The sequence below is a fragment of the Lentzea sp. CA-135723 genome, from assembly GCF_050936595.1.
Classification (GTDB): domain Bacteria; phylum Actinomycetota; class Actinomycetes; order Mycobacteriales; family Pseudonocardiaceae; genus Lentzea.
This window is the reverse complement of record NZ_JBNJMK010000002.1, coordinates 817,060-840,958: the sequence shown is the minus strand read 5'-3', so window position 1 is coordinate 840,958 and position 23,899 is coordinate 817,060. Positions and strand designations below refer to the sequence as shown.

The following is a 23,899-nucleotide window of genomic DNA, read 5'->3' as shown; positions in this document are numbered from 1 at the left end:
TCGACGCGCGTCTACACCCGCAGCACGCAGAGCTGGTCCATCGCCGGCGGCAGCGGTGGAGCAGGTCGCGGCGGAACGCCCAGAGGCCGCACGCGACGAAGCGGAACGAAGTCCGGATCACGAAGGCCGGCGGAAGCGACCATCACGAGCAGCACCAGCAGACACAGCTCCAGCACACCGCCGAGATCGGGCGGCGCATCGGTCGCCACGTCCACCGACGTGACTGTGACGTGGCACTGCTCGGAGACGGCGGCGACGCTGTCGCACGGTGCCCCTTGCAGCAGGAACACGCCGACCACCAGGGCGAAGAGCACGCAGAACCGCCACACAGCCGCACTCACCTCCTGCCGAAGCGACACGCTAACGAACGTTGGGATGTGACCCGAACAGGGGTAGCCAACATCTCAACGTTCATTAGTATGTTGATGTGACGAACGAGCGAGACGACAGCTGCGACCTCCTCTGCCTGGATCTTCCGCACGCCGAGCGGATCCGGGCCTCGCTGAGGCCGCTGCCCGAGGTGGAGACGGCGGCAGCGGGTGCGCGAGCGCTGGGCGACCCGACCCGGTTGACCATCGCCACCGCCCTCTTGTCGGGTGACGAGCTGTGCGTCTGCGACATGGCGTGGGTCGTCGGCCAGGCGCAGAACCTCGTGTCGCACCACCTGCGCCAGCTCAAGATCGCCGGTCTGGTCTCGGCTCGCCGCGACGGCCGCATGGCGATGTACGCGCTCACCGACCGCGGCCGCACGCTCGTGACCGCCGTCCTCGGCCTCGACAGCGTCGCCGCGAAGGGAGAATGACGTGTCCGATGCTTGCTGCGGTCCCGAAGAGACCAGGGAAACCGAACAGAAGGCGGAGCAGGATCATGGCCCTCAGCGCCTCTGGGAAGTCCGTGAACTCCAGTTAGCCGCACTGGCGGGCGTGCTGCTCGGCATCGGCTTCGCTCTCTCGCTTTCCGGCGCCGAACTGGCCGGCGACGTGATCACCCTGGCGTCGGCGGTGGCCGGCGCCGCCACGTTCGTCCCGGGAGCCGTGCGCAACCTGCTGCGTCGCCGGGTGGGCGTGGGCACCCTGATGACGATCGCGGCCATCGGCGCGGTCGCCCTCGGCCAGTTCACCGAGGCCGCCATGCTCGGCGTGCTGTTCTCCATCGCCGAAGGTCTCGAGCACTACGCGATCGTGCGCACCCGACGCGGACTACGCGCCCTGCTCGGCCTCGTCCCCCCGACCGCGGCGGTCCTGCGGAACGGCGTCGAAGAGCGGGTCGCGCCCGGCGATCTCGTGCTCGGCGACCGCATGGTGCTGCGCCCCGGCGAGCGCGCCGCAACCGACGGCGTGATCACCGCCGGGCACACCAGCCTCGACCTGTCGGCGATCACAGGCGAGTCCGTGCCCGTCGAGGCCGGCGTCGGCGCGACCGTGCACGCGGGCGCGATCAACGGCGGCGGCGCCGTCGAGGTCCAGGTCACCGCTCTCGCCTCGGACTCCTCACTCGCGCGGATCGTCCACATCGTCGAAGAGGCGCAGGAGCGCAAGGGAACCGGCCAGCGCCTGGCCGACCGCATCGCCAAGCCCCTGGTTCCGGCGATCATGATCCTGGCCGCGGCCATCGCAGGTCTCGGCGCTCTGCTCGGTGATCCACTCGTCTGGCTCGAACGCGCCCTCGTCGTGCTCGTGGCCGCGTCACCGTGCGCGCTGGCAATCTCCGTCCCGCTGACCGTGGTCGCGGCCGTCGGCGCCGCGAGCAGGCAGGGCGCGCTCGTGAAGGGTGGCGCCGCCCTCGAGGAACTGGGCCGCATCGGCGCGGTGGCGCTGGACAAGACCGGCACGCTGACCCGCAACTCCCCTCAGGTCGTCGACATCATCGCGGTCGACGGCACGAGCCAGGACGACGTGCTGACCTCCGCGGCCGCCTTGGAAGCTCGCAGCGAACATCCCCTCGCCCGCGCGATCCTTGCCGCCACAGGCAACGTGGTCGCCGCCGACGACGTCACCGCGATCGCGGGCCACGGACTTCGCGGCGTCCACAACGGACACCAACTGCGCCTGGGCAAGCCGGGCTGGGTGGCGACAGGTCCGCTGACCGACGACGTCGAACGCCTCCAGGCGGCGGGCGCGACCGTCGTTCTCGTCGAACGCGACGACACCCTCCTCGGCGCGATCGCCGTGCGCGACGAACTCCGTCCTGAAGCGCCCGAAGTAGTCGCCGGCCTCAGCCGGCTGGGCATCGAGACCGCCATGCTCACCGGCGACAACACTCGCACCGCCACCGCGCTCGCGCAGCAAGCCGGCATCACCGCCATCCACGCCGAACTGCTGCCGGAGGACAAGGCCTCCCTCGTCTCCGGTCTGCGCACCAAGCGCAAGGTCGCCATGGTCGGCGACGGCGTCAACGACGCCCCGGCCCTGGCTACTGCAGACGTCGGCATCGCCATGGGAGCCATGGGGACCGACGTCGCCATCGAGACCGCCGACGTCGCGCTGATGGGCGAGGACCTCCGGCACCTGCCGCAGGTGCTCGCCCACGCCCGGCATGCCCGTCAGGTCATGCTGCAGAACGTCGGCCTGTCCATGGCGATCATCGGGGTGCTCATCCCTCTGGCCGCGTTCGGCGTGCTCGGCCTGGCCACCGTGGTGTTCGTGCACGAGCTCGCGGAGGTGCTGGTCATCGCCAACGCCATCCGCGCCGCCAAGATCACGTCGCTACCGGAGACCACCACGGTGACTCCCGCGATCCCCGCGGCGCTCTCCCTGTCGATCGCGAGCAACGACAAGGGTGGATCCGGCTGCTGCGACGCATGCTGACCTGAGAAGCCCAGGCGAGACCCGCAACCAGCGAGCAGACCCCAACATCTACTATCACGTCTAGTATTTAGTGGACTCTGCGAAGCGGGACTGTCACATGGTCGAACCTGGGCTCGTTCCCGTCGGCACAACCGGCTCCGGTCAGGGAGACACGGCGACGAGCCGGCGAGAGGTTGAGCTGTCCGTGTCAGGTATGACCTGCGCGGCGTGTGCCGCCAGAACGTCGCGCAAGCTGAACAAGCTCAGCGGCGTGTCCGCGACCGTCAACTTCGCCACCGGCCGAGCACAGGTGGCCGCGGACGGCGACGTGACCGACGAGATGCTGGTCGAGGCCGTCGTCCGGGCCGGCTATGACGCCGAGGTCCTGCGACCGGCGACGCCGGAGCCGGACGGTCTCGACGAGGCCGCACGCTCCCGCAACCTGTTGCGCAGGCTCATGGTCGCGGTGGTGCTGCTCGTGCCGATCGCCGACCTGTCGATCACCTTCACCGTGGTGCCCGGATGGCGGTTCCCCGGCTGGCAGTGGTTGCTGCTGGTGCTGGCGGCACCGGTGGTCGGCTGGGCGGCGCTCCCGTTCCACCGCGCCGCGATCCGCAACGCGAAGCACGGCTCGACCTCGATGGACACCCTTGTGTCCCTCGGGATCTTCGCGGCGACAGCGTGGTCCTGCTACTCGATGTTCTTCGCGGCACCGCCACCCGAGGACGTCACCGGAGTGTGGTTGTTGCTGCGCCCCGAAGGCGCGATCTACCTGGAGGTGGCGGCGGGTCTGACCACGTTCGTGCTCGCGGGCCGTTACTTCGAGGCCAAGGCCCGCTGGCGAGCTGGTGGCGCGTTGCGGGAGCTGGCGGCGTTGCGAGCCGACGAGGCGGTGCTCGTGCTCGACGACGGCTCACATCGGATCGTTCCCGCCGAGCGGCTTCAGACCGGCCAGCGGTTCATCGTCAGGACCGGCGAGCGGATCGCGGCCGACGGCGTGGTGCTCGACGGTCGCGCCGCCATCGACATGAGCTCGATGACGGGCGAGTCGGTGCCGGTGGAGGCTTCGGCGGGCACGGGCGTGATCGGTGGCACCGTGGTCCTCAACGGCACTGTGCTGGTCAACGCCACACGGGTCGGCCGGGACACCCAGCTGGCGGCCATGGAACAGCTGGTCGCGACAGCGCAGAGCGGAGAGGCCCCGGTCCAGCGCATCGCCGACCGGGTGTCCGGCTACTTCGTACCCGCCGTGCTGGTTCTCGCGGTGCTCACGCTCACCGCCTGGCTTCTGGTAGACGGCTCCGTCGAGCGGTCGGTCGCTGCCGCAATCGCGGTGCTGGTGATCGCCTGCCCCTGCGCGCTCGGTCTCGCGACCCCGATGGCGTTGATGGTCGCGTCGGGCCGGGCGGCACGCCTTGGGCTGTTCATCAAGGGATATCCGGCATTCGAGTCGACACGGGCCGTCGACACGGTCGTGCTCGACAAGACGGGGACGGTTACGACCGGCACGATGTCTTTGGTCGACGTGCATTGCGCCGGCGGCGTCGAACGCACCGGGTTGCTGCGTCTGGTGGGCGCGCTCGAACAGGCCTCGACGCACCCCGTCGCGCTGGCGATCGTCTCCGCCGCCCGCGTGGAAGCCGGTGCTCTGCCATCGGTCGCCGGTTTTCGCGACGAGCCCGGCCTCGGTGCGTCCGGCACCGTGGACGGCCATCTGGTGCGGGTCGGACGCGCGAAGTTGTTCAACGATCTGGGTTCGGCGCTGCCGGAGGAGCTCGACGCGTTGCGCGGCGAGTGGGAAGCACGGGGCAGGACCACGGTCGCGGTGACCAAAGACGAGGAGTTCGTCGGACTGCTCGCTCTCCAAGATGCGGTGCGCGCCGACGCGCAGCAGGCCGTCACGGAATTGCACCGACTCGGCCTGCGCACGGTGCTGCTCACCGGCGACAACGAGATCGTCGCTCGCGCTGTCGCCGAGCAGATCGGCGTCGAACGCGTCGTGGCCGGCGTTCTGCCCGCCGACAAGGCCGAAGAGGTGCGCAGGCTGAAGCTGGAAGGGCACGTAGTAGCCCTCGTCGGAGACGGAGTGAACGACGCTCCCGCCCTCGCCACCGCAGATCTGGGCATGGCGATCGGGGCCGGCACCGACGTCGCCATCGACGCCGCCGACATCATCCTGGTGCGCGACGACCTGACCGCGGTCCCCGACGCGATCAAGCTCGCGCGCGCGACCCTGCGGACCGTCCGCGGAAACCTGTTCTGGGCGTTCGGCTACAACGTCGCGGCGATCCCCTTCGCCGCGGCCGGGCTGCTCAACCCGCTCGTCGCCGGAGCGGCAATGGCGATGTCGTCGCTCTTCGTGGTGTCCAACAGCATGAGGCTGCGCCGGTTCGAGCCGAGGGTCGAGAGGGCGTGAACACAGTGCCCGGCACCGTCTTGGCGACCATGCCCGACGTGAACCTGCCTCCGTTGACGGTGGCGAAAATGCTGACCAGCTGGACGCTGGATCCGGCAATGGTCCTGCCGATCGTCGCGGCGGGGGCGCTGTACCTGTGGGGTGTGCGGACGTTGCGGCGACGTGGCGACGTCTGGGAACGCAGCCGCACCGTCTACTGGTTCGTCGGCCTGTCCATCATCTTCGTCGCGGTCTCCTCGGCGCTCGGGGTGTACGACCGCGTGCTGTTCAGCGTGCCTGCGATCCAGCACATGCTCCTGCAGATGATCGCGCCGGTGCCACTCGCGCTCGGCGCCCCGATGCGGCTGGCGATGCGTACCCTGCCCAAGCGCGGCCGCGTAGTACTTCTTGCCGTGGTGCACAGTCCCTTGGCACGGTTCGTCGCGCACCCGGCGATCGCGTTCACGCTGTTCTCGGTCAGCCAGTTCGTCTTCTACTACACGCCGATCTACGACTGGTCGCTGACGAACGTGTGGGCACACGATCTGTCTCATGTGCACTTCGTCCTCGTCGGATTCCTGTTCTACTGGTCCCTGCTAGGCGTGGACCCGGTCCCCCATCGCCCGCCGTTCGTCTTCCGCTTCGTCATGGTGGTCGGCCTCGGCCCGGTGCACATCCTGCTCGGCATCCCGATCATGATGATGGCGACCTTGATCAGCGACTTCTACGTCGATGCCGGCAGCCGGTCGTGGGGTCCGTCCCCGTTGGTCGACCAGCAGATCGGCGGAGGCATTCTCTGGGGATTCGGCGATCTCGCGGCCGCCGTGCTCATCGGGGCGTTCCTGCGCCAGTGGTACCGCTCCGACGAGCGGGAAGCGCGCCGGATGGACCGGCGGCTCGACCGGGCGCACGGCGAAGCCTCGACCGTGACGCCCTGGTGGCTGCTCGAGCAGGGAGACAAGTCGGCCGATCTGCTCGGCCCGCAGCGCGACTCCGAACGACCGAACCAGCGGAAGCGGTCCCTGTGACGATCTCGACTCCGCGACGTGGTCCAGGACTGGCCGCGTGGCTGATCGGCGGAGGCGTCGCCGACCTGGTGCTCGTGATCGCCCTGTCGTCCGGCAACGGTGACGCGTACGCGGCGATGGGCCTCGCCGATCCCGGCACGGCCACGAAAGTCGGCACCTACGTGCTGCGGTTCACGGCCAACGCGGCCGCGGCACTCTGCGCGGGTGCGTTGTGCTACGCGACTTTCTTCGTTCCTCCCAGGGACTCGGGCGGTCTGAGCGCCGACGGTTGGAGCGCGGTCCGGGTGGGTGGCTGGGCCGCATGGGCGTGGTTCGCCGCAGCCTTGCTGCTCGTCCCGTTCGACGCCGCCGAGTCGACCGGTGTGCCGGTGACTGTGGTGCTGAACCCCGAGGGCCTCGCCGTCGTCATCTCCGTGCTGAACGAACCGATCGCCTGGCTCGCCTCGGCGCTGGTAGCGCTCGTGATCGCCCTGTGCTGCCACCGAGTGCTGAAGTGGCGGCCGGCAGCGGGTCTCGCCGTGCTCGCCTCGCTGGGGCTTCTACCGCCGGTCGCGACAGGCCACGGTTCGGCCGGCCTGGCCCACGACATCACGATGAACAGCCTCGTCATCCACGTCGTCGCGGCGTCGTTGTGGCTCGGGGTTCTCGTTTGCCTGGTGTTGCACGTACGGCGTGGCACGGGTAGGCCGGAGATCGCGGCCGCACGCTATCGGCGGTTCGCGTTGTGGTGCTGGCTGGCGGTTTCCGCTTCGGGCGTGACCGCCGCGCTGACCCTGGTCGCGCCTTCACAGCTGTTCACCACCGGGTACGGGCTGATGGTTCTCGCCAAGGTCGGATCGCTCGCGTTGCTCGGCGGACTCGGCGTGCTGGCACGCCGGAGGCTGACCACGATCGGGCTCTTGGTGTCGGAGTCAGCACTGCTGTTGTTCACCGCGGGCGTCTCAGCGAGCATGGCGCAGCCGGTTCCGCCTGTGTTGCGAGAAGCCGACCTCAGTCCTGTCCAGGTCGAGCTCGGCTACCAACTCCCCGGCCCACCGTCCGCGATGAACCTGCTGCTCACTTGGCGACCGGATGTTCTGCTCGGCATCGGCTTCCTCGTCGTCGGCGCCGCATATGTGCTTGGCCTGCAACGGTTGCGAGTACGTGGCGAACACTGGCCATTACACCGCACAGCGATATGGTTGGCGGGATGCGCAGTGGGGTTCCTCGCCATGTCGTCCGGGATTGGTGCGTACGCTCCGGCCAGCTTCAGCGTGCACATGGTGATGCACATGGCGCTCAACATGGTCGCGCCGATGCTTCTCGTGCTCGGCGCACCCGTAACTCTGGCCCTGCGGGCATTGACGGAGGCGGGAAGCGCTCGTCAGCTCCTCGTCTGGATCCTCGATTCCCGTCTACTTCAGTATCTCTGTCACCCGGTCGTCGCGGCGGTCGGGTTCGTCACCGGCTACTACCTGTTGTACTTCGGCGGTCTGTTCGAGCCGGTGATGTCCGAGCACTGGTCGCGGATGGTCCTGAACGCGGTCGTCCTGGTGAGCGGCTACCAGTTCTGCTGGGTCGTCGTGGGCGTCGATCCGACACCGGGGCGGCTGCCCCACCTCGGCCGCCTCGGCCTGGTGTTCGCCGTCATGCCGTTCCACGGAGTGTTCGCCGTGATCCTGATGACGAAGGACACCGTGATCGCTTCGAACTACTACCGGACGCTCTCCCTCGGGTGGCCGGTCGATCTGCTCTCCGATCAGCAGCTGGCCGGGGTGATCTCGTTGGTCGTCGGCGAACTCGTACTCGTCTGCGCACAGATCGTCCTGCTGGTCCAGTGGCACCGCCAGGACCAGCTGAGCACCTTCCGGACGCTGCCGTCCGATCTCGACGACGAGGAGACCGCGGCCTACCGAGCCATGCTGACGAAGCTGAAACACCGCTGAGAACCTGGCTTCGGCTTCACCCTCGCGCTTTCTCCCCGCTGGGCGCGACGGCGAACCACTGGCCGTCGACCCCGTTGCCGTTCAGGTCGCCCGCCTGCTCGTCGTCGACGTACCGGTACAGAGGCCGCCCGGCGAGCGTGACCTGCAAGGTGCCGTCCTCACGCTTCATCGTGCCCACAAGGGCCTTGTCGACCCCCTTCAGTTCGAACTGGTTGCCAGGAGCGAGCAGCGGCGGCCACACCAAGACGCACTCGTCGTTGCAGCTGGACTTGGGAGGGTTCGTGGCGTCCTTCTCGTTCCGGTACAGCGTGTACTGCTGCGTGTCAGCGAGAACCTCGCCACCGCCGGTCAGTTGGACCACCTGCACGGTCGCGATGTCGCCTGGGAGAACCCTGCTGCTGGCCGGGCCGGCGATGGGACCGACCGGCCGTTGCTCGCTCTGCTCCTGAGTGGACTGTTCCGGTTCCGTCTCGCCACCTGACGAGCAAGCACCGGTCAACAGAAGCGCTACGAGCACGACGACACGACCCTTGGGCACGGCGGTTCCCTTCACTCGCGGACCTGTCCCCCTTAGGTGACTACGGACACCGGCCAACCGCCGTTCACAACTATGCTGCATAGTAGACACGAACGTGCAAACGACGTGTCGAGGACAAACAGACGAAAGCGGTTCAGCTGATGCCGCCTGACATTTTTGTTACCACGCTTGCGTTCCTGCGCAACACGTGGCGTGGCCTGACGTCCATGAGGACCGCGCTGACCCTCCTCTTCCTGCTATCGCTGGCCGCGATGCCGGGTGCTCTGCTGCCACAGCGCTCTCTCAACGCCGTCCGGGTGGACCAGTACATCGTGGCGAACGGCTGGTGGGGCCGGATGCTGGATCGCCTGCGGTTCTTCGACGTCTACGCCAGCTACTGGTTCTCGGCTGTCTACCTGCTGCTGTTCATCTCACTGATCGGTTGCCTGCTACCGCGAACCGCGGAGTACGCGCGGCAGATGCGTGCCAAGCCGGTTCTCACGCCTCGCAACCTCGCACGGATGCCGCACCACGCAGCAGGCGAGACCGCGCGTACGCCGGAGGAAGTCGTCGCCCACGTCGAGCACAGACTCAAAGGCTGGCGACGAACCGTCCGCGAGGAGACCGTCGGCGTGCGCACCATCAGCGCCGAACGCGGCTACCTGCGCGAGGCGGGCAACCTGGTGTTCCACTTCTCCTTGCTGGGTCTGCTCATCGCGTTCGCACTGGGCAAGATGTTCAACTACGAGGGCCAGGTCATCGTCCAGGCCAACGGCGGACAGTTCTGCAACTCCGGTGTCTACAACTACGACTGGTTCCGGCCCGGGCTGCGCGTGGACGGCACTCAGCTAACTCCGTTGTGCGTGAAGGTCGAGGGTTTCTCCGCCAGCTATCTGCCCAACGGGCAGCCTGAGAGCTTCCGCGCTGACATCGGGTACCAATCGGGCGCGGACCTGGACAACGACGTCTGGAAGCCGTACTCACTGGAGGTCAACCGGCCACTGCGCACCGCGGGCGACCGCGTGTACCTGCTCGGCCACGGCTACACGCCGTTGTTCACCGTCACCTTCCCCAGCGGCGAAGTCCGCACCGGCGCAACACAATGGCGACCTGCGGACATGATCACACTGCTCTCCGAGGGCGCCACGAAGTTCGACCCTCCGAACATGGCCGACGGCGATCAGCGCCGCCGCAACCAACTCGCGATCACCGGTCTGCTCGCGCCGACCGCCGACTTCCGCGACAAGGTGCTCAAGTCCGCCTTCCCCGCCGCGAACGACCCGGCGGTCGCCATCGACGTCTACCGCGGCGATCTGGGTACCGACTCCGGACGGGGCCAGTCGATCTTCTCCATCGACCAGAGGATGGTCGACAACGGCGGGCTGGTGAAGGTGGCCCGGCAGAACCTCCGCGTCGGCGAGGAACTACGCCTGGACGACGGCACCGTGATCCGCTTCGACGGCGTGAGCGACTGGGTGTCGATCCAGATCTCCCGCGATCCCACGCAAGGGTGGGTGCTCGTGTTCTCCGTGCTGATCACCCTCGGCCTTGGGATGTCGTTGACCATCAAGCGACGCCGCGTCTGGGTGCGGGCGACTCCGAACGAGAACGGGCGCACGCTGGTGGAAGTCGGCGGCCTCGCGAGAACCGACCAAGCCGGGTACGGCGAGGAGTTCACCAGGGTCTCCCGGGACCTACTCCTGCCCGACCCGGCCGGCACGACCCCAGCGGCACGGAGAACCTAGCGCTGCCAAGGCATCGTTCACAGGGGCGTGCTGAATCCGGAGATGGGTCCGCGCAGCCAGATGATCACCTCGCCCCACAGTCCGGTCACCAGCAGCGCGCCGACGGCGAGCAACAGAACTCCCCCGGCGAGCTGAACCGCCCTGGTGTGGCGTTTCAGCCAGCCCGCCGTGGTGACCGCCCACCGCGCGGACACGGCAAGCAGCACGAACGGCAGCCCCGGCCCCAGGCAGTGCGCCGTGACGAAGCAAGTCCGCGCCACACCGGCGGACCCGCCTGAGTCCCGCTGACCAGTGCGATCACCCCGGCCAAGGTGGGCCCCAGACGTGGGTCCACCCCAGGCCGAACACCGCTCCGAGCACCGGAGCACCCCAGATCCCCCGCGCCAGCCGGTGACGCAGACGCACGTTGCGTTGCAGCGAAGGGATGAAGCCCTGGAACGCCAGCACGTCCTCGATCTTGCTCGCTCCGCACCTGCGAGCGCGACGGTGTCCAGCACCTTTTGCACGACCAATGGGACCAGGTCCTGTTCTCATCAGATGCGATCACGCGTCGCCGTGATGCGACGAAAGACGAGGTCAGGAACGCGCTGGCAAGAACAGTGTGTCTGTGCACGGCGGGACCGTAGCGCAGCGCGCTGTCAGACGCCCAGCTACTCGGTTCATGGCGCGCCGCCCTGCGCTTCTCTGCATTCGATGCGAAATTCTCGCATTGAATGCGAATGTGAGAGGGGGCGTGTGGACAACGGCGAAGAGCTTCCAGGCTCGGTGGGAATGCACCTGGTCCGCGGAGTGCCCCTGCTACACGCGGAGGAGCAGGTGTTCGCAGCGATGCTGCAGGGCTGGGGCAACCAGCAGCTCGCGCGCAACCTGAAGCCGTCGTCGATCGAGCGCGGCGTGCGCGTGGTACGGCGGTTCTTCGAGCACGCCGGTGCCTATCCGTGGTGGTGGAGCCACCAGCTCGCGGATGAGTGGTTCGCGGATCTGCGCACTGTTCACCATCTGGCGAGCTTGACCTTGCGTGGTTATCAGGGCGCGGTGCGGACGTTTGCGCGTTCATCACCGATCCCGCCTACGGTTGGGCGGCGGAGTGCGAGCGGCGCTTCGGCACTCATCCGGTGCAGGTCGTCACCGAGGTCAACAGTGCGGTGCACGTGGCCGAGGCAGAGCCGCAGAAGCGGGCGTTCACGTGCGAGGAGCTGCAGGCCAAACAAGATTGACATGCAGCGAGCGCTGAGACCCTACGCCTGGTGCATCCCGAGGTGGCTGGTCAGCCTTATGGTGCGTGCCGAGGTCGTCCAGTTGCCATTGGACGCGGATGGCTTCGGTGTCACGACCTTTGTTGTCACTCTCTGTCAAGCTCGTCAACTAGGTCCAGTACGAGGTCGGCCTGCGCGTAGTCCTCCGCGGTCGCACGCGCACGGTAAGACGCAGCTGCGTCGGCGCCAAGCGAGGAGCGCTCAATCAGCTCGCCGACGCCCATCTGCACGAGATCTTCGTTGACGTCCATCTCATCGAGGTCCGCGTTGACATCCATCTCATCGAGGATGTCGCGATCATTCCTAAAAGCGCCCACAGCTACAGCTCCCCTCTGCACTCGTCGATGTGTTTCTTCGCGGCCTTCCGGGCCCGCAACAGCCGGGCGGCGATAGTGTTCGGCGTGCGTCCGAGGATCTCGGACATCTCAGTGTTCGTGTAGCCTTCCGCCGCCATGGCCAAGACATCGAACTGCTCGTTTGTTAACTTTCTTCGAAGCAGTCCCATAAGGCTCAGGGCGTCGAACTCGTAGCTGGTGCTGTCCTCCAGTTCGATATCGGCGTGCACGGAGATGTTCTCGTGCATCTCCAGCTGTGACCACGCCTCGTGGTGGCGGGCCCACGTCTTCCATCTACCTGCAAACACCAATACGCAGCCGTTCAGGAAGTAGCCGCGCAGCGACGCGCCCTTAGCGGGATCCCAGAGGCCGCCGTTGATCCCCCGGTCGCGGAGCAATCTGAATGCCCGCGCCTGGACCTCGTTGACTAGGCTGCTCAGCTCCTCGGGGTCCCAAGTGCGGACGCTTCCGGATCGCGGCCAAGGGGTCGCCTGCGACTTCTTGAACATCAAGCCGCGCTTGCACCATGCGATCAGGAGTTGCTTGGTCGACACAAGAAGGTTTCTGGCCCACTCCCGGAACTCCGTGCACTGGCACCGGGAAGCGCGGAATCGTGCGCACAGCTCGGCATCTGCGGCTAGCCGGTCGGCGTGCGCGATTTCGGGCTTTCCTGCAGCGTCCGCCTCACCCGTCATCGTGACGACCTCGCCGCGATGCATTGACTTACTTCGCCGGCCCGTGAGTCGGTCATGCGTGGGCGTCCATCCCCCAGACCAAGCACTTCGCAGCTGGACCGCACCGTCTGGGGCCGCCCCCTCGCGCATGGTGCCATGAGGATCACGCTCATCTCGTTGTCCTGAGGATCGTACGACAGTTGCGGGCCTGCGAGTTGGTGTCAGGTTTCCTCGGGGCCTGCCTTAGATCTATGTCGCATCCATCGTGGTGATGATGATCCAACACAGGTGTTTGCAAACATAAACCTCACTCTGAGGCATCGTATCCCCGTCATCCAAGCGTGGGGCACGTGCATAGACCTTGAGGTGTATGGCCACCGAAGAGGACGGGGAGGACCGTGCGGAAGAGCAAGAGGACGACCGCTAAGCAGGGCATCGCGCCGAAAGTCGCGACGCGACCGCCGACGCTGCTCGAGACGCTGCAGTACGCGATCAGCGAGAAGGAAAAGACGGAGAACGCGATCGCCGTGCTCGAGGGGGCAGGCCGGACAACCAGCCGCTTGCTGCTAACGGCCAGCCTGGTTGTAGCGATCATCAGCGTGATCACCATCGCGTTGGTGCTTGATGGCGAGCTGACGCCAGGGTTCGCGACCGGTAGTGGGCTTCTCGGAATTGGGGTCATTACGGCGGCCGGTCGGGTCGTCTACCGCAAATGGAGAGGGCGCCGTCTCGGCTAGACCGCGTCTGCGAATGGGACATAGTGAACGACGCGGTGTCGACGCTCCTGCGGAACACTACGGAGCCTGCTGCCCCTACAGGCGGCACGCAGCCGACCGTTGGCGCCCCCGTGCAGCACGCGGACGAGCAGGCATGTCGATGTCGGCCAGGTGCGTGTTGCTCAAAATGAGCTGGCTTGGGACCTAAAGTCCGAGCCACACGAGTGATCCGCGTGTTTCTAGCGCAAGGATGACCGAACTGGTGGGAACGAGGAACCCACCTGCAGTCGGGTTTGGGTTGACACACCGACCCCCTGCAGTGGTGACCACTGAGGGGCACCGGCACCTGAAGAAGCGCCACTACAACTGAGACTGATCATGGTGACATCGCCCTGAGACAACTCGGAAGCGATCAGGTCTCAGAAGATCAACATGTCATCCGCAGCGAGACCCTACAACCGGCAACTCAGGAGTATGCAGGGTTCCAATTTCGATGACACTTTCCCAAAGATCTTGGTACCGAGATGGCATTAGTGCCACGAAAAGTGGGATTGATCATTCTTCTCGTGCATGCCGATCGGGTATGTCTGACGCGCCGAGATCGAGAGCTGCTGCTTCATCGTGGCGGCCTCGAAGATCCAATCTCTTTCGTAGGCGCGCCAGTTCACGTCGGTAATGCGCTTCGTACTGCTGCGGATCTTGTTCGGCGCAGGCTCTCCACACAGTCAGCGCTTCGCCAAAGACACTTAGTGCGTTGTCGACGTCCTCCGCCTCGAACAACAGCGTGCTGAGGCCGTGCAGCGAGTGGGCGAGGTCGGGGCGGTGCCGGTCGGGCTCGGCTTCGACCAACTGCCGCCGGATCCCGACCGCCTCCTCGGTGGCCTCCAAAGCCTCACGATGCCGCCCCAACTCCCGCAGGTGCCCCCCAAGGTTGTGCAGCGAGTGGGCGAGGTCGGGGCGGTGCCGGTCGGGCTCGGCTTCGACCAACTGCCGCCGGATCCCGACCGCCTCCTCAGTGGCCTCCAAAGCCTCACGATGCCGCCCCAACTCCCACAGGCTGGACCCGAGGCCGTTCAGGGACTGGGCGAGGTCGGGGCGGTGCCGGTCGGGCTCGGCTTCGACCAACTGCCGCCGGATCCCGACCGCCTCCTCAGTGGCCTCCAAAGCCTCACGATGCCGCCCCAACTCCCACAGGCTCGACCCGAGGCCGTTCAGGAACAGGGCGAGGTCGGGGCGGTGCCGGTGGGGCTCGGCTTCGACCAACTGCCGCCGGATCCCGACCGCCTCTCCAGCAGCGGCTAAAGCCTCACGATGTCGCCCCAAGGCCCACAGGTGCGTCACAAGGTTATGCAGGGACAGGGCGAGATCGGGGCGGTACCGGTCGGGCTCGGCTTCGACCAACTGCCGCCAGATCCCGACCGCCTCCTCAGCGGCGCCCATGCCCTCGCGATGCCACCCCAACTCCCACAGGCTGGACCCGAGGTTGTTCAGGGACAGGGCGAGGTCGGGGCGGTACCGGTCGGGCTCGGCTTCGACCAACTGCCGCCAGATCCCGACCGCCTCCTCAGCGGCGCCCATGCCCTCGCGATGCCACCCCAACTCCCACAGGCTGGACCCGAGGTTGTTCAGGGACAGGGCGAGGTCGGGGCGGTACCGGTCGGGCTCGGCTTCGACCAACTGCCGCCAGATCCCGACCGCCTCCTCAGTGGCGCCCATGCCCTCGCGATGCCGCCCCAACTCCATCAGGCTGCGGCCGAGCCGGTGCAGGGACTGGGCGAGGTCGGGGCGGTACCGGTCGGGCTCGGCTTCGACCAACTGCCGCCAGATCCCGACCGCCTCCTCAGCAGCGGCCAAAGCCTCCCGATGCCGCCCCAACTTCTCCAGGCTGCGGCCGAGACCATTCAGGGACTGGGCGAGGTCGGGGCGGTACCGGTCGGGCTCGGCTTCGACCAACTGCCGCCGGATCCCGACCGCCTCCTCAGCAGCGGCCAAAGCCTCCCGGTACCACCCCAAGGCCCACAGGTTGACCGCGAGATCGTGCAGCGACTGGGCGAGGTCGGGGCGGTAACGCCCAGGGTCGGCTGCTAGCAGCAGTTGGAAGTGCTTGAGGCGGAGGCGGGTCAAGGCAAGGCGCAGGTGGGGTAGCGCTGTGGTGTGGTCGAGTGCGATGAGGCGTGTGCGCAGGTCAACGTCGATGCAGTGAGGGTTGATCAGAGAGGCAAGGGCGTGGTCGAGATGGTGGCCGGTGACGCCGGTGGCGAGGACGGAAGTTAGAGCGTCCGGCAGTGGATCCGGTCGGCGGGCGAGCAGGGCGATGAGGTGGTCGAGCGCGTCTGGGAACGAGGCGTAGGCAAAGGTCAGCACCGATGCCGCGGCGGGGATGTCCTCGTCGCGGAGCAAGTTCGGCGTCCGAGTGAGGGTGTCAAGCACGAGTCGCTCGCCGGCCAGGTGCGGCTGTAGGCCCAAGCGATGGTCAGGACCGGGCGGGTAGCGGCGGCGTGCCCAGCGAGCCAGGGCAACCCGGGACTCCCGTGCGGTGTCGTGGGAGAACTGGGGTACCCGACGCAGCAGTTCAGCTGCCTCTTCCACGCCCGATGCGGGCAACAGCAGCAACACAGTCAACGCCTCGGCCAGCAGCTCGGTATCGCATCCCGCCGGCAACCGGCGCAGATCGGACTGCCAGGAGCGCTGCTCCAGGCTCACCAGTTCGGTCATAAGGTCGGTCAGCGACCAGGTTCGGATGCCGCTGCGGCCCAACACAGCCAGCAGGGCACGCGCGTGCAACACCAACGGGGTGTCCCCGTCGGTGCCGACCGGCCGGTCGGGCAGATCCGGCGCGGGCACACGCCACGCGTGCGCGTAGGCCCGCGACGCCTCGATGAACCACCGCTGCCGGTCCCCGGCCTCACCCACCGGACCGACAACCTCCCCGACAGCCAGGCGAGGCCGTACTTCGTCGGACAGCAACCGCAGGGCGGCATCAGTGCGCGCCAGCAACAACACACGGATCAGGTCCGGGTGCCGCACGGCACCGGTAACCAGGGTCTCCACAGCGGATGCCGCAACTCTTTCGGCGTCGTCGACGATTACCAGCGTGCGATCCCCTGCGGCCACGATCCGCTCCACCAGACCCGCCGCGTTATCGGTTAGACGACCCGCCGCCCAGCCCGCCGGCAACGCCTCGGCAACGGCCAAGGCGAGGCGGCTCTTGCCCACCCCCGCCGGACCTATCACCATCCGCACCACATCCGCTCCCGCCCCCGAGGCGATGCACCAGGCCACCAGACGATCGCGCACCCTGCTGCGACCCCACAATGGCGTAGGTGTGAACGGCGCCGTCACCCACCCGACCACCGCACCCACCCCGAGCACCGAACAGTCCCGCTCCGCCGGGAACTTGTCGGACACCGGAGGCGGCGGCAACGGCGGCCGCAACAACCCCAACAACTCGTCACGGGCATTCCGCCGGTCCCGCTGGTCCTCCACCGCCTGCCACACCGACAACCCCGCCTGCACCAGCACCAACGCCACCAGACCAGAGCTCAACGCCCAAGAGAACGCGTCTGTGGCCAGGTTCGTCGCCACACCCACCCCGGCCGCCACCAGCACCGACACCACGCCATGCCACACCCGGAACGCCCACAACCGCTTCACACCACCACTGTCGCGAACACCCCCGCCCGCGTAACCAACCACCACGCAACTGAACCACCCAGCTCGACGGGCGGACGCAATTCCACTCGTTGAACTGGCACGGGCTGTTCAACGAGCGGTGTAACTCTGGCCGGCGTCAACGAGCGCCTCGCAGTCCCGCGCGTTCTTGAGAAGCCGGGTCAGGTCGCGTTAGCGCGCGGTCATGGCCGAGGCGCATGGCGATCCGCGAGTACCTCTCCGTGCGCCACAGGCAACTGAGACTGATCATGGCGCCAACGCCGTGAGACACCTTGGAACGCGCAGGTCACACAAGATCAATATGTCATCCGCGGCGAGAACCTACAGCCAGCCAGCCTTCACAGAGGTCGTGACGGTACTCACGTGATGTGCAAAGGCATGACACGATCCTCAGGTGGAAGCGCGCAAGAACCCCGAGTACCTGAGGTCGATCGCCGCGGCGGTGCTGGAGTTCCGCGTCGCACTGGTCGAGTTCCTCGAGTTGCACGTGCGCAACGAAGGCTCCGGCGGCTGGGGAGGCATCGCCCGCGGGATCGCACCGGCGGTGTTTCCGCGTGATGACGCCGATCCGGACGAGATCGAGCGGCGCCGGACGAAGGTGTCACGGCTGTCCGGGCTGGCCGGGGCCGCGGTCCCGCTGACCAACATCGCAATTCGGGTGCAGGGCGTGGGCGTCATCGACCCGTTCGCGGCCTGGCAGACGATCACGCAGCCAAAGCCGGTGCTGGAAGCTCCCGACGTCCTTGGGGCCTGCGACCAGGCGCTGGGCAGACTCGACGGCTTGATTCTTGAGTCTGAAGCTGAGCTTCCCCCGACGGTCGGCGCAGCGGCGATGCATCCCCTGGTCTGGGGCGCGGCCGCGCGGCTATGGCGCGATGGTCACTTCCGGGAGGCAGTGGCCGGTGCGGCCGAGTCGGTCGTCGCGATGGTGAAGACCCGCACGAAGCGCAATGACCTGGCCGCCACGGCACTGTGGCAGGAGATCTTCTCCAACAAGGAACCAGAGCCGGGTAAACCGCGACTTCGCTGGCCGGGCGACCCGACACACCAAGACGTCATCACGATGAACGCCGGCCTGCGGTTCCTCGCCCCCGGCATCCAGATGACGATCCGCAACAACGCCGCACACAGCACCAGCGAACTCGACGAATAGGCCGCTCTTGAGCGGCTTGCAGTCGTGAGCTTGCTGGCGCGATGGGTCGACGAGTGCGACCTTCACGAAGCGCCGACCTCGAGCACGACCTGACGCCCAATAGTGACGAAGCGGCTCTTGAGGCCTAGAACAGCGTGACGCATCATGTAACGCACAAGGTGACGCATCTGGTGCGTCACCGCATAGTAGGAGGCAGAATGCCTGCTCCGCACACCGATCGCAGGCCTGACGTACTGCAGTGGGCCATTGAGCACGGGTGGGGACACGACGAAGCCACCTTCGACGGCGGGCAGATCATCCGAGACGAATTCCGCAAGAACGGCATGGTCGTGCGCGCGGTGTGGCTTCACACCCCGTACAGCGACGCGATGTGGGCCCGTGGGCTTCTGGAACGCCCCATGCGCGCACCAATGACGATCCCTCGCGTCGCGCGCTCGGCCAGCCGCCCGAGCTTGGAGGCCGTGCTCAGCGGCACCCAGCCCGGCATGTGAGACCAGCCGCCAAGCCGGGCGACGCCCTCGTTAACGGATGCACATCAAGGCCCGATACGGCCGGTATGAGCACCGGGATCAAGCACCAGCCGGGGGTGCTACGGGCATTGGCGGCGGTATTTCTCGCCGTGGCGGTCGTCCACTTGGCCGTCGCCTCATGGGATCGCCTGCTGTGGCCCGCGGTATCCGCTGCGCTTGCGCTGATCGTCGCACTTCACCTGGAACACCGCGTACATCGCGAAAGCGCGCGTCTCGCGCGCGGTCGACTGAGCGGAACTCCCGCCTTACATCCCTGCTCTCGACAGTCTCACGCTGTGCACGGCTGAGACCAGGTGCAACCGTTACAGGCGAGCAGGAGACCGAGATGAAGTTCAAGCGACGAACCTTGATGCAGATCGCCGACATGATCTGCGGGAACTATTCCCACGAGTCGTCACACTTCCCGTACCGCAGCAGTTCTTTCCTCACCGAGTTCTTCGCTGACGCCGATACCGACTACGAGCACGACGGCTCAACCCGGCAGTGGTGGGTAGCCGACACGCTGGAGAAGATCCTGGACGAGCCCCACACTGGCACCGGAACTGTGCCCGCGTCGTTCGCCCAAGTGATCGCGCTGCTGATGGATCCTGGCGACACTCTGAACGACGATGAGCACCGATCGGGCGCGTTGAGCATGCTGAACGCCGCGTTGGCCAGGGAGGGCTTCGAGGCGTACTACGCCCCAGACAAGCGCTGCTACCTCCGCCACCTCGCTACCAACACCACAACAGCCCCCGAACGCAACCCGCACCGACCCTTCTCGGCCGCAGAAGTCGAACGCCGAGAGCAGCTCGCCGCCTACCTCGACACGGCCAGTGAGGACGACCTGATCGAGGAGATCCTGTTGCCACTGTTCCGCCAGCTCGGCTTCCACCGCGTCACCGCGGCCGGGCATAAGGACAAAGCCCTTGAGTACGGCAAGGACGTCTGGATGAAGTTCATCCTGCCGACCCAGCACGTGCTGTACTTCGGGCTACAGGCAAAGAAGGACAAGCTGGACGCCGCCGGCGCCACCAGGACGAGCAACGCCAACGTCGCCGAGATCTACAACCAGGTCCTGATGATGCTTGGACACGAGATCTTCGACCCCGAGATCAGCAAGCGCGTCCTGGTCGACCACGCCTTCATCGTCGCAGGCGGAGAGATCACCAAACAGGCTCGGGCCTGGCTCGGCAACAAGCTCGACGCCACCCAACGGCGGTCGATCATCTTCATGGACCGTAACGACATCCTGGACTTGTTCGTCGTGACGAACCTGCCGCTTCCCACAGCTGCGTTGCCCCGAGCCACCGTCAAGACTCCCTGGGACGATCCGCCCTTCTAAACAGCATGATCGTCAGCCATGGCTGATCCCCGTACTAGCCGAACCAAGCACGAAGACGCGACACCAGAACACGCGGCTGTACCAGTCCAGAGCCTTTCCGCCGCCGCAACGAAACTGATCAGCGCACGTACGTCCTTCGTGCCCTCTCCTGCGGGAGGTGACTCGGGCAGCCCAGGCCACCTGCACGCCGAACAGCCTCGTGCCCGACGACGCGTGCGGCGGCGCCCGGCCAGCAAGCGCCGCGCAGCCTGAACACCCCAACCAAGCATAAGACAACTCGTTGAACTTCCGGCAAGTGACCGCAGCGCTGCGGCTCGCCGTCGAGGCCTCGGCCCGGCCGCCGTGCCACCTCGGGGAACACCGAGCTCGAAAGCAGCGATCCCCGGCACCCCACGGCAAGCCGAACTCACGTTCGTCGACCCCGTCACGTTGCCCGCCGGCGCGGTCACGGTGACCGGCCCGACAGTGCCAAGTAGACGATCGACCAACCGGTGGCCGCAGGAGCCACGACCGCCCGCGATACGTCCCGCAGAACCCCGAACGCGCGCTTGGGGCAAACTCGCTCACCTCTCGATGAACGAGTCCCCAACACTCAAGACGTGCGCTCGCGCTCAGGACTTGAGGTCTCGATGCCAGACCTGGGGCGCGCCGAATTGTATAACTTTTAAGTAACTCTCAAGTCTCGGATTGAGGCGAACTACTACCTAGGTTCGTAGTTCAGTTCGTGCGACTCCCCACAGACTTGGCGACGCCGACGCGACTCATCGTCGCGCCGACGGCCGCCGCGCCGGCCGTGCTGCTCGACACCAGGGAGCGCATCTGGTCAGGCTGCCAGCCCCTCCACACCACCTGGACCCCGCCGCCCGGTGGTGACGAGGTCGCGCAGGCCGAGTGGGGCCCGCCCGGACCGGCTGGCCAGCACTTCATGAACCGGGGTCAAGCAGGCCGAGCTGCGGGAGAAGCCAGCCGACGAGAGAGGCAAGGCCAAACCGCCGGACCAGCCGAAGATCCAGGCGGCCGGCAAGCACCTCGTCGAGGGGCACACCCTGCTGGACAACGTGGCGAATCGGGCGGGCGCACTGCTCGGAGTCACGTTGCCGCAGAAGGCCACCGACGAACAGAAGGACTGGCTCGCCGAGATGAACAGGGCCAACGGCGATGGGTCCGACTCGTTCTTCACCAACCGACTCCACGTGGCTCACGACAAGGCCTACGCCCTGAATGCAAATAATATCGCGACCCAAAAATAATACGAACACTAGAAGACCCCGGTCACACTAACCGCGCCCCAAAGCTAAACCCTAACAACACGGCTAACCGCCGCAAGCTTCACCACGCCGTTTTATCGGACTACACGAGGTGGCAAATGGCTTTTCACCGCAGGAAATCCACGATCTGGCTGACCGCTGCCGCAGCCGCGATGGCACTGGTCGCTGGCGGCGCAGCGGTGGTGGCTGTCGGTTCGACCGACGGCACGGCGCTTGCCGACGGCGCCCTGGACAAAGGCTTGTTCGTCGACATCACCAAGGTGAAGCCGAACGTCAAGAAACCGAAGCCGGAGAACGACGCCACCACGGGTACGTTCACCGTCGACTGCGGGCGGAACGAGAACGGGCACTTCAACCCGGACAACTTCATCGCGCAGCCCGGTGTCCGCAACGGTGCGCAGCACTTGCACGACTACGTCGGCAACCTGTCGACGAACGCGGACTCGAACAACAAGTCGCTGCAGAAGGCTGGCACGACCTGTAAGAACGGTGACAAGTCCGCCTACTTCTGGCCCGTCATCCGCATCAACAAGGCCGAGGACGACGAGGGGAAGACACCACCGAAGAAAGACGACAAGGCACAGCAGGACAAGGACAAGGCCGACAAGACCGCGCCCACCGTCGAATGCCCTGACGTCGCCTCCGCGTTGCCTGAAGACGTCCCCGACAAGGCCCAGGCCGAGATCAGTCGCGAGCTGGAGAACATCGAGCAGCAGATGGACGAGGCCGACAAGCGCATTGCCTCGTCACAGGGCCAGGGCGGTCCGAACTTCGTGCAGAACGCGATTCTCGGCCCGCTGAAAGACAAGCGCGTCGCGGTGCTGGACCGCATGGAGATCGCCTTCCGCAGGCTGAACCAGCAGGCGCCCGAGCTGAAGCAGCTCGCGCCCTGCAAGGTGAAGGACCAGAACAACAAGGGCCTCGAGAACGGCGGCGAGAACAGCGACAACGCCCAGGCCGAGGGCACCGAGAACAAGAAGAACCAGAACAACGTCGAGGAGAACGCGAACAACGAGCTGCCGGGCAACGAGGGCGAGATCCAGCGCCCAGAAGTCGTCGACCTCCAGTTCCGCGGTTCGCCGACCGGCAAGGTCGTCGCGATGCCGAAGTTCCTGCGCGTGCTCTACGGCGATGCCAAGGCCGGCCAGAACGGCCCGAAGAACGCCAAGGCGTCCTGGACCTGCTCCGGCTTCGAGGACAAGGTCCTGATCGACAAGTACCCGATCTGCCCGCAGGGCTCGAAGGTCAAGCGCATCCACGACTTCCCGAGCTGCTGGGACGGCAAGAACATCGACTCCGCCAACCACCGCGATCACATCGTCTTCCCGGACCGGAACGGCAAGTGCAAGAAGGGCTTCAAGGCCGTTCCGCAGCTGCGGATCTCCCTGACGTACAACATCCCCAGGGACGTCCAGCAAGCGCGCCTGTACTCGGTCGACTCGTTCCCGGAGGAGGAACACAACCCGCTCACAGACCACGACGACTTCGCGAACGTGATGTCGCAGAAGATCATGAACCGCCTGGTCAACTGCGTGAACACCGGCAAGAAGTGCCGCGAGTGAGAGTGTTCGGGTAAGTGGAATCCCCGCTGCCGCCTCCTGCGGCAACGGGGATTTTCGTTGCTGCAAAATCGGCGACGGTGCGTTTCATGCCCTGTGCCGACCTGATTGAGGGGTCGCCAGACCAACCTCCACCTTGGACAGTAGTGGCAACCCCGGAAGCGCTTCATCACGTGATCTACCACGACGGCAGGCAATCCAGCGCGGACGTCATCGGCGACGCACCGCCTGTCGGCGCCGTAGCCAGAGACTGAGCTAAACGAGCCCGACAAGGACCGGCACCTCGATCAAGGGCCCTACCACGCCCGCGAGCGCTTGACCCGAGGTCACGCCGAACACGCGGTGAACGCCAGCGTGGTGGTGCGGTCGTACGAGAGGCCCGCGGCCTTGCCGAGTGCGTACGACCCCGCCCACATGAGCGCGAAGTAGACCAGCAGCGGCAGCGCGATCCGGACGACGTCGAGCGGCTGGTTCGTGATGGTCTCGCCCTGCAGCGCGAACAGGATGGCGATCGTGAACAGCAAGCCGTACAAGGCGATCGGGCCGACCCGCGGCAGGAACTTCGACTCGTACCAGTCGTGGCCGCGGGACCTCTCCCCCAGCTTGCGGCTCAGGTAGCCGGCCGGCAGGGGGATGCCCAGGAAGATCAGGACGGACTTGGCGATCTCCCACGCCGAGAAGTACACGGACGTGGTGTAGAGGCCGAGCCAGCCGGGCAGCAGGTCGAGGTAGAACCAGCCGATCACGCCGAACATGACGACCTGGAACCCGGAGTTGAGTGCGACGAGTACGGCGGCGGCTTTGCGGGCGCCGCACGCGAGGTTTCGTTCCAGATGATGACCATGGTGATGCAGCGGGCGAGGCCGACGATGATGAGGCCCGTGCGGTGCTCGGGCAGGTCGGCTAGGAAGAGCCACGCGAGCGCGAACATCAGTGCCGGGCCGAGGATCCAGTTGAGCACCAACGACAACAGCATGGTGCGACGGTCGCGGGTGACGGTGTCGAGCTTGTCTTAG

General features: G+C 66.5%; 18 protein-coding genes and 1 pseudogene. 11 read left to right on the top strand and 8 right to left on the bottom strand.

What is annotated here, in order from left to right; genetic code table 11:
• Positions 1-11 precede the first annotated feature (11 nt).
• Positions 12-359, bottom strand: coding sequence for a hypothetical protein (locus ACQEU1_RS39740; protein WP_433214180.1), 348 nt, complete (start codon positions 357-359; stop codon positions 12-14).
• Between the two features lie 68 nt (positions 360-427).
• Between ACQEU1_RS39740 and ACQEU1_RS39735 the strand changes: the two genes are divergently transcribed.
• From ACQEU1_RS39735 to ACQEU1_RS39715, 5 genes are all read left to right on the top strand, one after another.
• Positions 428-802 carry an ArsR/SmtB family transcription factor gene (locus tag ACQEU1_RS39735; RefSeq protein WP_433214177.1) on the top strand — a complete coding sequence of 125 codons (375 nt, stop codon included), beginning with the start codon at positions 428-430 and terminating at the stop codon, positions 800-802.
• Between the two features lies 1 nt (position 803).
• On the top strand, positions 804-2,807 hold the full coding sequence (locus ACQEU1_RS39730; protein WP_433214174.1) for a heavy metal translocating P-type ATPase: 2,004 nt from the start codon (positions 804-806) through the stop codon (positions 2,805-2,807).
• Positions 2,808-2,904: 97 nt separating this feature from the next.
• Complete coding sequence (locus ACQEU1_RS39725; protein WP_433214171.1) at positions 2,905-5,202, top strand: heavy metal translocating P-type ATPase; 2,298 nt, start codon at positions 2,905-2,907, stop codon at positions 5,200-5,202.
• Entirely contained in the window at positions 5,199-6,209 is a 1,011-nt protein-coding gene (locus tag ACQEU1_RS39720; protein ID WP_433214168.1) for a cytochrome c oxidase assembly protein, read from the top strand. The genes ACQEU1_RS39725 and ACQEU1_RS39720 overlap by 4 nt, the downstream gene beginning before the upstream one ends.
• A complete protein-coding gene (locus ACQEU1_RS39715; RefSeq protein WP_433214165.1) occupies positions 6,206-8,134 on the top strand; it encodes a cytochrome c oxidase assembly protein in 1,929 nt (642 codons plus the stop codon). The genes ACQEU1_RS39720 and ACQEU1_RS39715 overlap by 4 nt, the downstream gene beginning before the upstream one ends.
• 16 nt (positions 8,135-8,150) lie before the next feature.
• Here the strand turns inward: ACQEU1_RS39715 and ACQEU1_RS39710 are convergent, their stop codons facing one another.
• On the bottom strand, positions 8,151-8,672 hold the full coding sequence (locus ACQEU1_RS39710) for a COG4315 family predicted lipoprotein (RefSeq protein ID WP_433214162.1): 522 nt from the start codon (positions 8,670-8,672) through the stop codon (positions 8,151-8,153).
• 140 nt (positions 8,673-8,812) lie between these two features.
• Here ACQEU1_RS39710 and resB point away from each other — a divergent pair, with 140 nt between their 5' ends.
• A complete protein-coding gene (gene resB / locus ACQEU1_RS39705; RefSeq protein WP_433214159.1) occupies positions 8,813-10,396 on the top strand; it encodes a cytochrome c biogenesis protein ResB in 1,584 nt (527 codons plus the stop codon).
• Between the two features lie 17 nt (positions 10,397-10,413).
• Here resB and ACQEU1_RS39700 read toward each other — a convergent pair whose 3' ends face one another.
• The 4 genes from ACQEU1_RS39700 to ACQEU1_RS39685 form a co-directional block, all read right to left on the bottom strand.
• Positions 10,414-10,656 carry a cytochrome c biogenesis protein CcdA gene (locus ACQEU1_RS39700; protein WP_433214156.1) on the bottom strand — a complete coding sequence of 81 codons (243 nt, stop codon included), beginning with the start codon at positions 10,654-10,656 and terminating at the stop codon, positions 10,414-10,416.
• Positions 10,657-11,194: 538 nt separating this feature from the next.
• Positions 11,195-11,395: a hypothetical protein gene (locus ACQEU1_RS39695; protein ID WP_433214153.1), complete on the bottom strand. Its 201-nt coding sequence runs from the start codon at positions 11,393-11,395 to the stop codon at positions 11,195-11,197.
• A gap of 343 nt (positions 11,396-11,738) precedes the next feature.
• Positions 11,739-11,930 (bottom strand): hypothetical protein, encoded by a 192-nt coding sequence (locus ACQEU1_RS39690; protein WP_433214150.1) that lies wholly within the window; start codon positions 11,928-11,930, stop codon positions 11,739-11,741.
• Positions 11,931-11,971: 41 nt separating this feature from the next.
• Positions 11,972-12,682 (bottom strand): sigma factor-like helix-turn-helix DNA-binding protein, encoded by a 711-nt coding sequence (locus tag ACQEU1_RS39685; protein WP_433214147.1) that lies wholly within the window; start codon positions 12,680-12,682, stop codon positions 11,972-11,974.
• Between the two features lie 377 nt (positions 12,683-13,059).
• On the opposite strand from ACQEU1_RS39685, the gene ACQEU1_RS39680 reads away from it, so the two are divergent.
• The gene (locus ACQEU1_RS39680; protein ID WP_433214144.1) at positions 13,060-13,398 is read left to right on the top strand and encodes a hypothetical protein; all 339 of its coding nucleotides are present in this window, start codon (positions 13,060-13,062) and stop codon (positions 13,396-13,398) included.
• Positions 13,399-13,932: 534 nt separating this feature from the next.
• Here the strand turns inward: ACQEU1_RS39680 and ACQEU1_RS39675 are convergent.
• A complete protein-coding gene (locus tag ACQEU1_RS39675; RefSeq protein ID WP_433214141.1) occupies positions 13,933-17,031 on the bottom strand; it encodes a tetratricopeptide repeat protein in 3,099 nt (1,032 codons plus the stop codon).
• A 412-nt stretch (positions 17,032-17,443) separates the two neighbouring features.
• Between ACQEU1_RS39675 and ACQEU1_RS39670 the strand changes: the two genes are divergently transcribed.
• From ACQEU1_RS39670 to ACQEU1_RS39655, 4 genes are all read left to right on the top strand, one after another.
• A complete protein-coding gene (locus ACQEU1_RS39670; protein ID WP_433214138.1) occupies positions 17,444-18,202 on the top strand; it encodes a TIGR02391 family protein in 759 nt (252 codons plus the stop codon).
• Between the two features lie 197 nt (positions 18,203-18,399).
• A complete protein-coding gene (locus ACQEU1_RS39665; RefSeq protein ID WP_433214135.1) occupies positions 18,400-18,693 on the top strand; it encodes a hypothetical protein in 294 nt (97 codons plus the stop codon).
• A 364-nt stretch (positions 18,694-19,057) separates the two neighbouring features.
• On the top strand, positions 19,058-20,056 hold the full coding sequence (locus tag ACQEU1_RS39660) for a hypothetical protein (RefSeq protein WP_433214132.1): 999 nt from the start codon (positions 19,058-19,060) through the stop codon (positions 20,054-20,056).
• Positions 20,057-21,476: 1,420 nt separating this feature from the next.
• A complete protein-coding gene (locus ACQEU1_RS39655) occupies positions 21,477-22,886 on the top strand; it encodes a DUF1996 domain-containing protein (RefSeq protein ID WP_433214129.1) in 1,410 nt (469 codons plus the stop codon).
• Between the two features lie 252 nt (positions 22,887-23,138).
• On the opposite strand, the pseudogene arsB reads toward ACQEU1_RS39655, so the two are convergent.
• Positions 23,139-23,895: pseudogene (gene arsB / locus ACQEU1_RS39650) on the bottom strand (ACR3 family arsenite efflux transporter); the annotation flags it as partial.
• Positions 23,896-23,899 lie beyond the last annotated feature (4 nt).

What these genes read in the sequence shown, in the direction of transcription:
- ACQEU1_RS39685 (WP_433214147.1), bottom strand. Translation starts at nt 12,682, where the DNA reads ATGACGGGTGAGGCGGACGCTGCAGGAAAGCCCGAAATCGCGCACGCC.
- ACQEU1_RS39655 (WP_433214129.1), top strand. Translation starts at nt 21,477, where the DNA reads ATGGCACTGGTCGCTGGCGGCGCAGCGGTGGTGGCTGTCGGTTCGACC.
- ACQEU1_RS39660 (WP_433214132.1), top strand. Translation starts at nt 19,058, where the DNA reads ATGAAGTTCAAGCGACGAACCTTGATGCAGATCGCCGACATGATCTGC.
- resB (WP_433214159.1), top strand. Translation starts at nt 8,813, where the DNA reads ATGCCGCCTGACATTTTTGTTACCACGCTTGCGTTCCTGCGCAACACG.
- ACQEU1_RS39665 (WP_433214135.1), top strand. Translation starts at nt 18,400, where the DNA reads ATGCCTGCTCCGCACACCGATCGCAGGCCTGACGTACTGCAGTGGGCC.
- ACQEU1_RS39695 (WP_433214153.1), bottom strand. Translation starts at nt 11,395, where the DNA reads ATGGTGAACAGTGCGCAGATCCGCGAACCACTCATCCGCGAGCTGGTG.
- ACQEU1_RS39690 (WP_433214150.1), bottom strand. Translation starts at nt 11,930, where the DNA reads ATGGATGTCAACGCGGACCTCGATGAGATGGACGTCAACGAAGATCTC.
- ACQEU1_RS39725 (WP_433214171.1), top strand. Translation starts at nt 2,905, where the DNA reads ATGGTCGAACCTGGGCTCGTTCCCGTCGGCACAACCGGCTCCGGTCAG.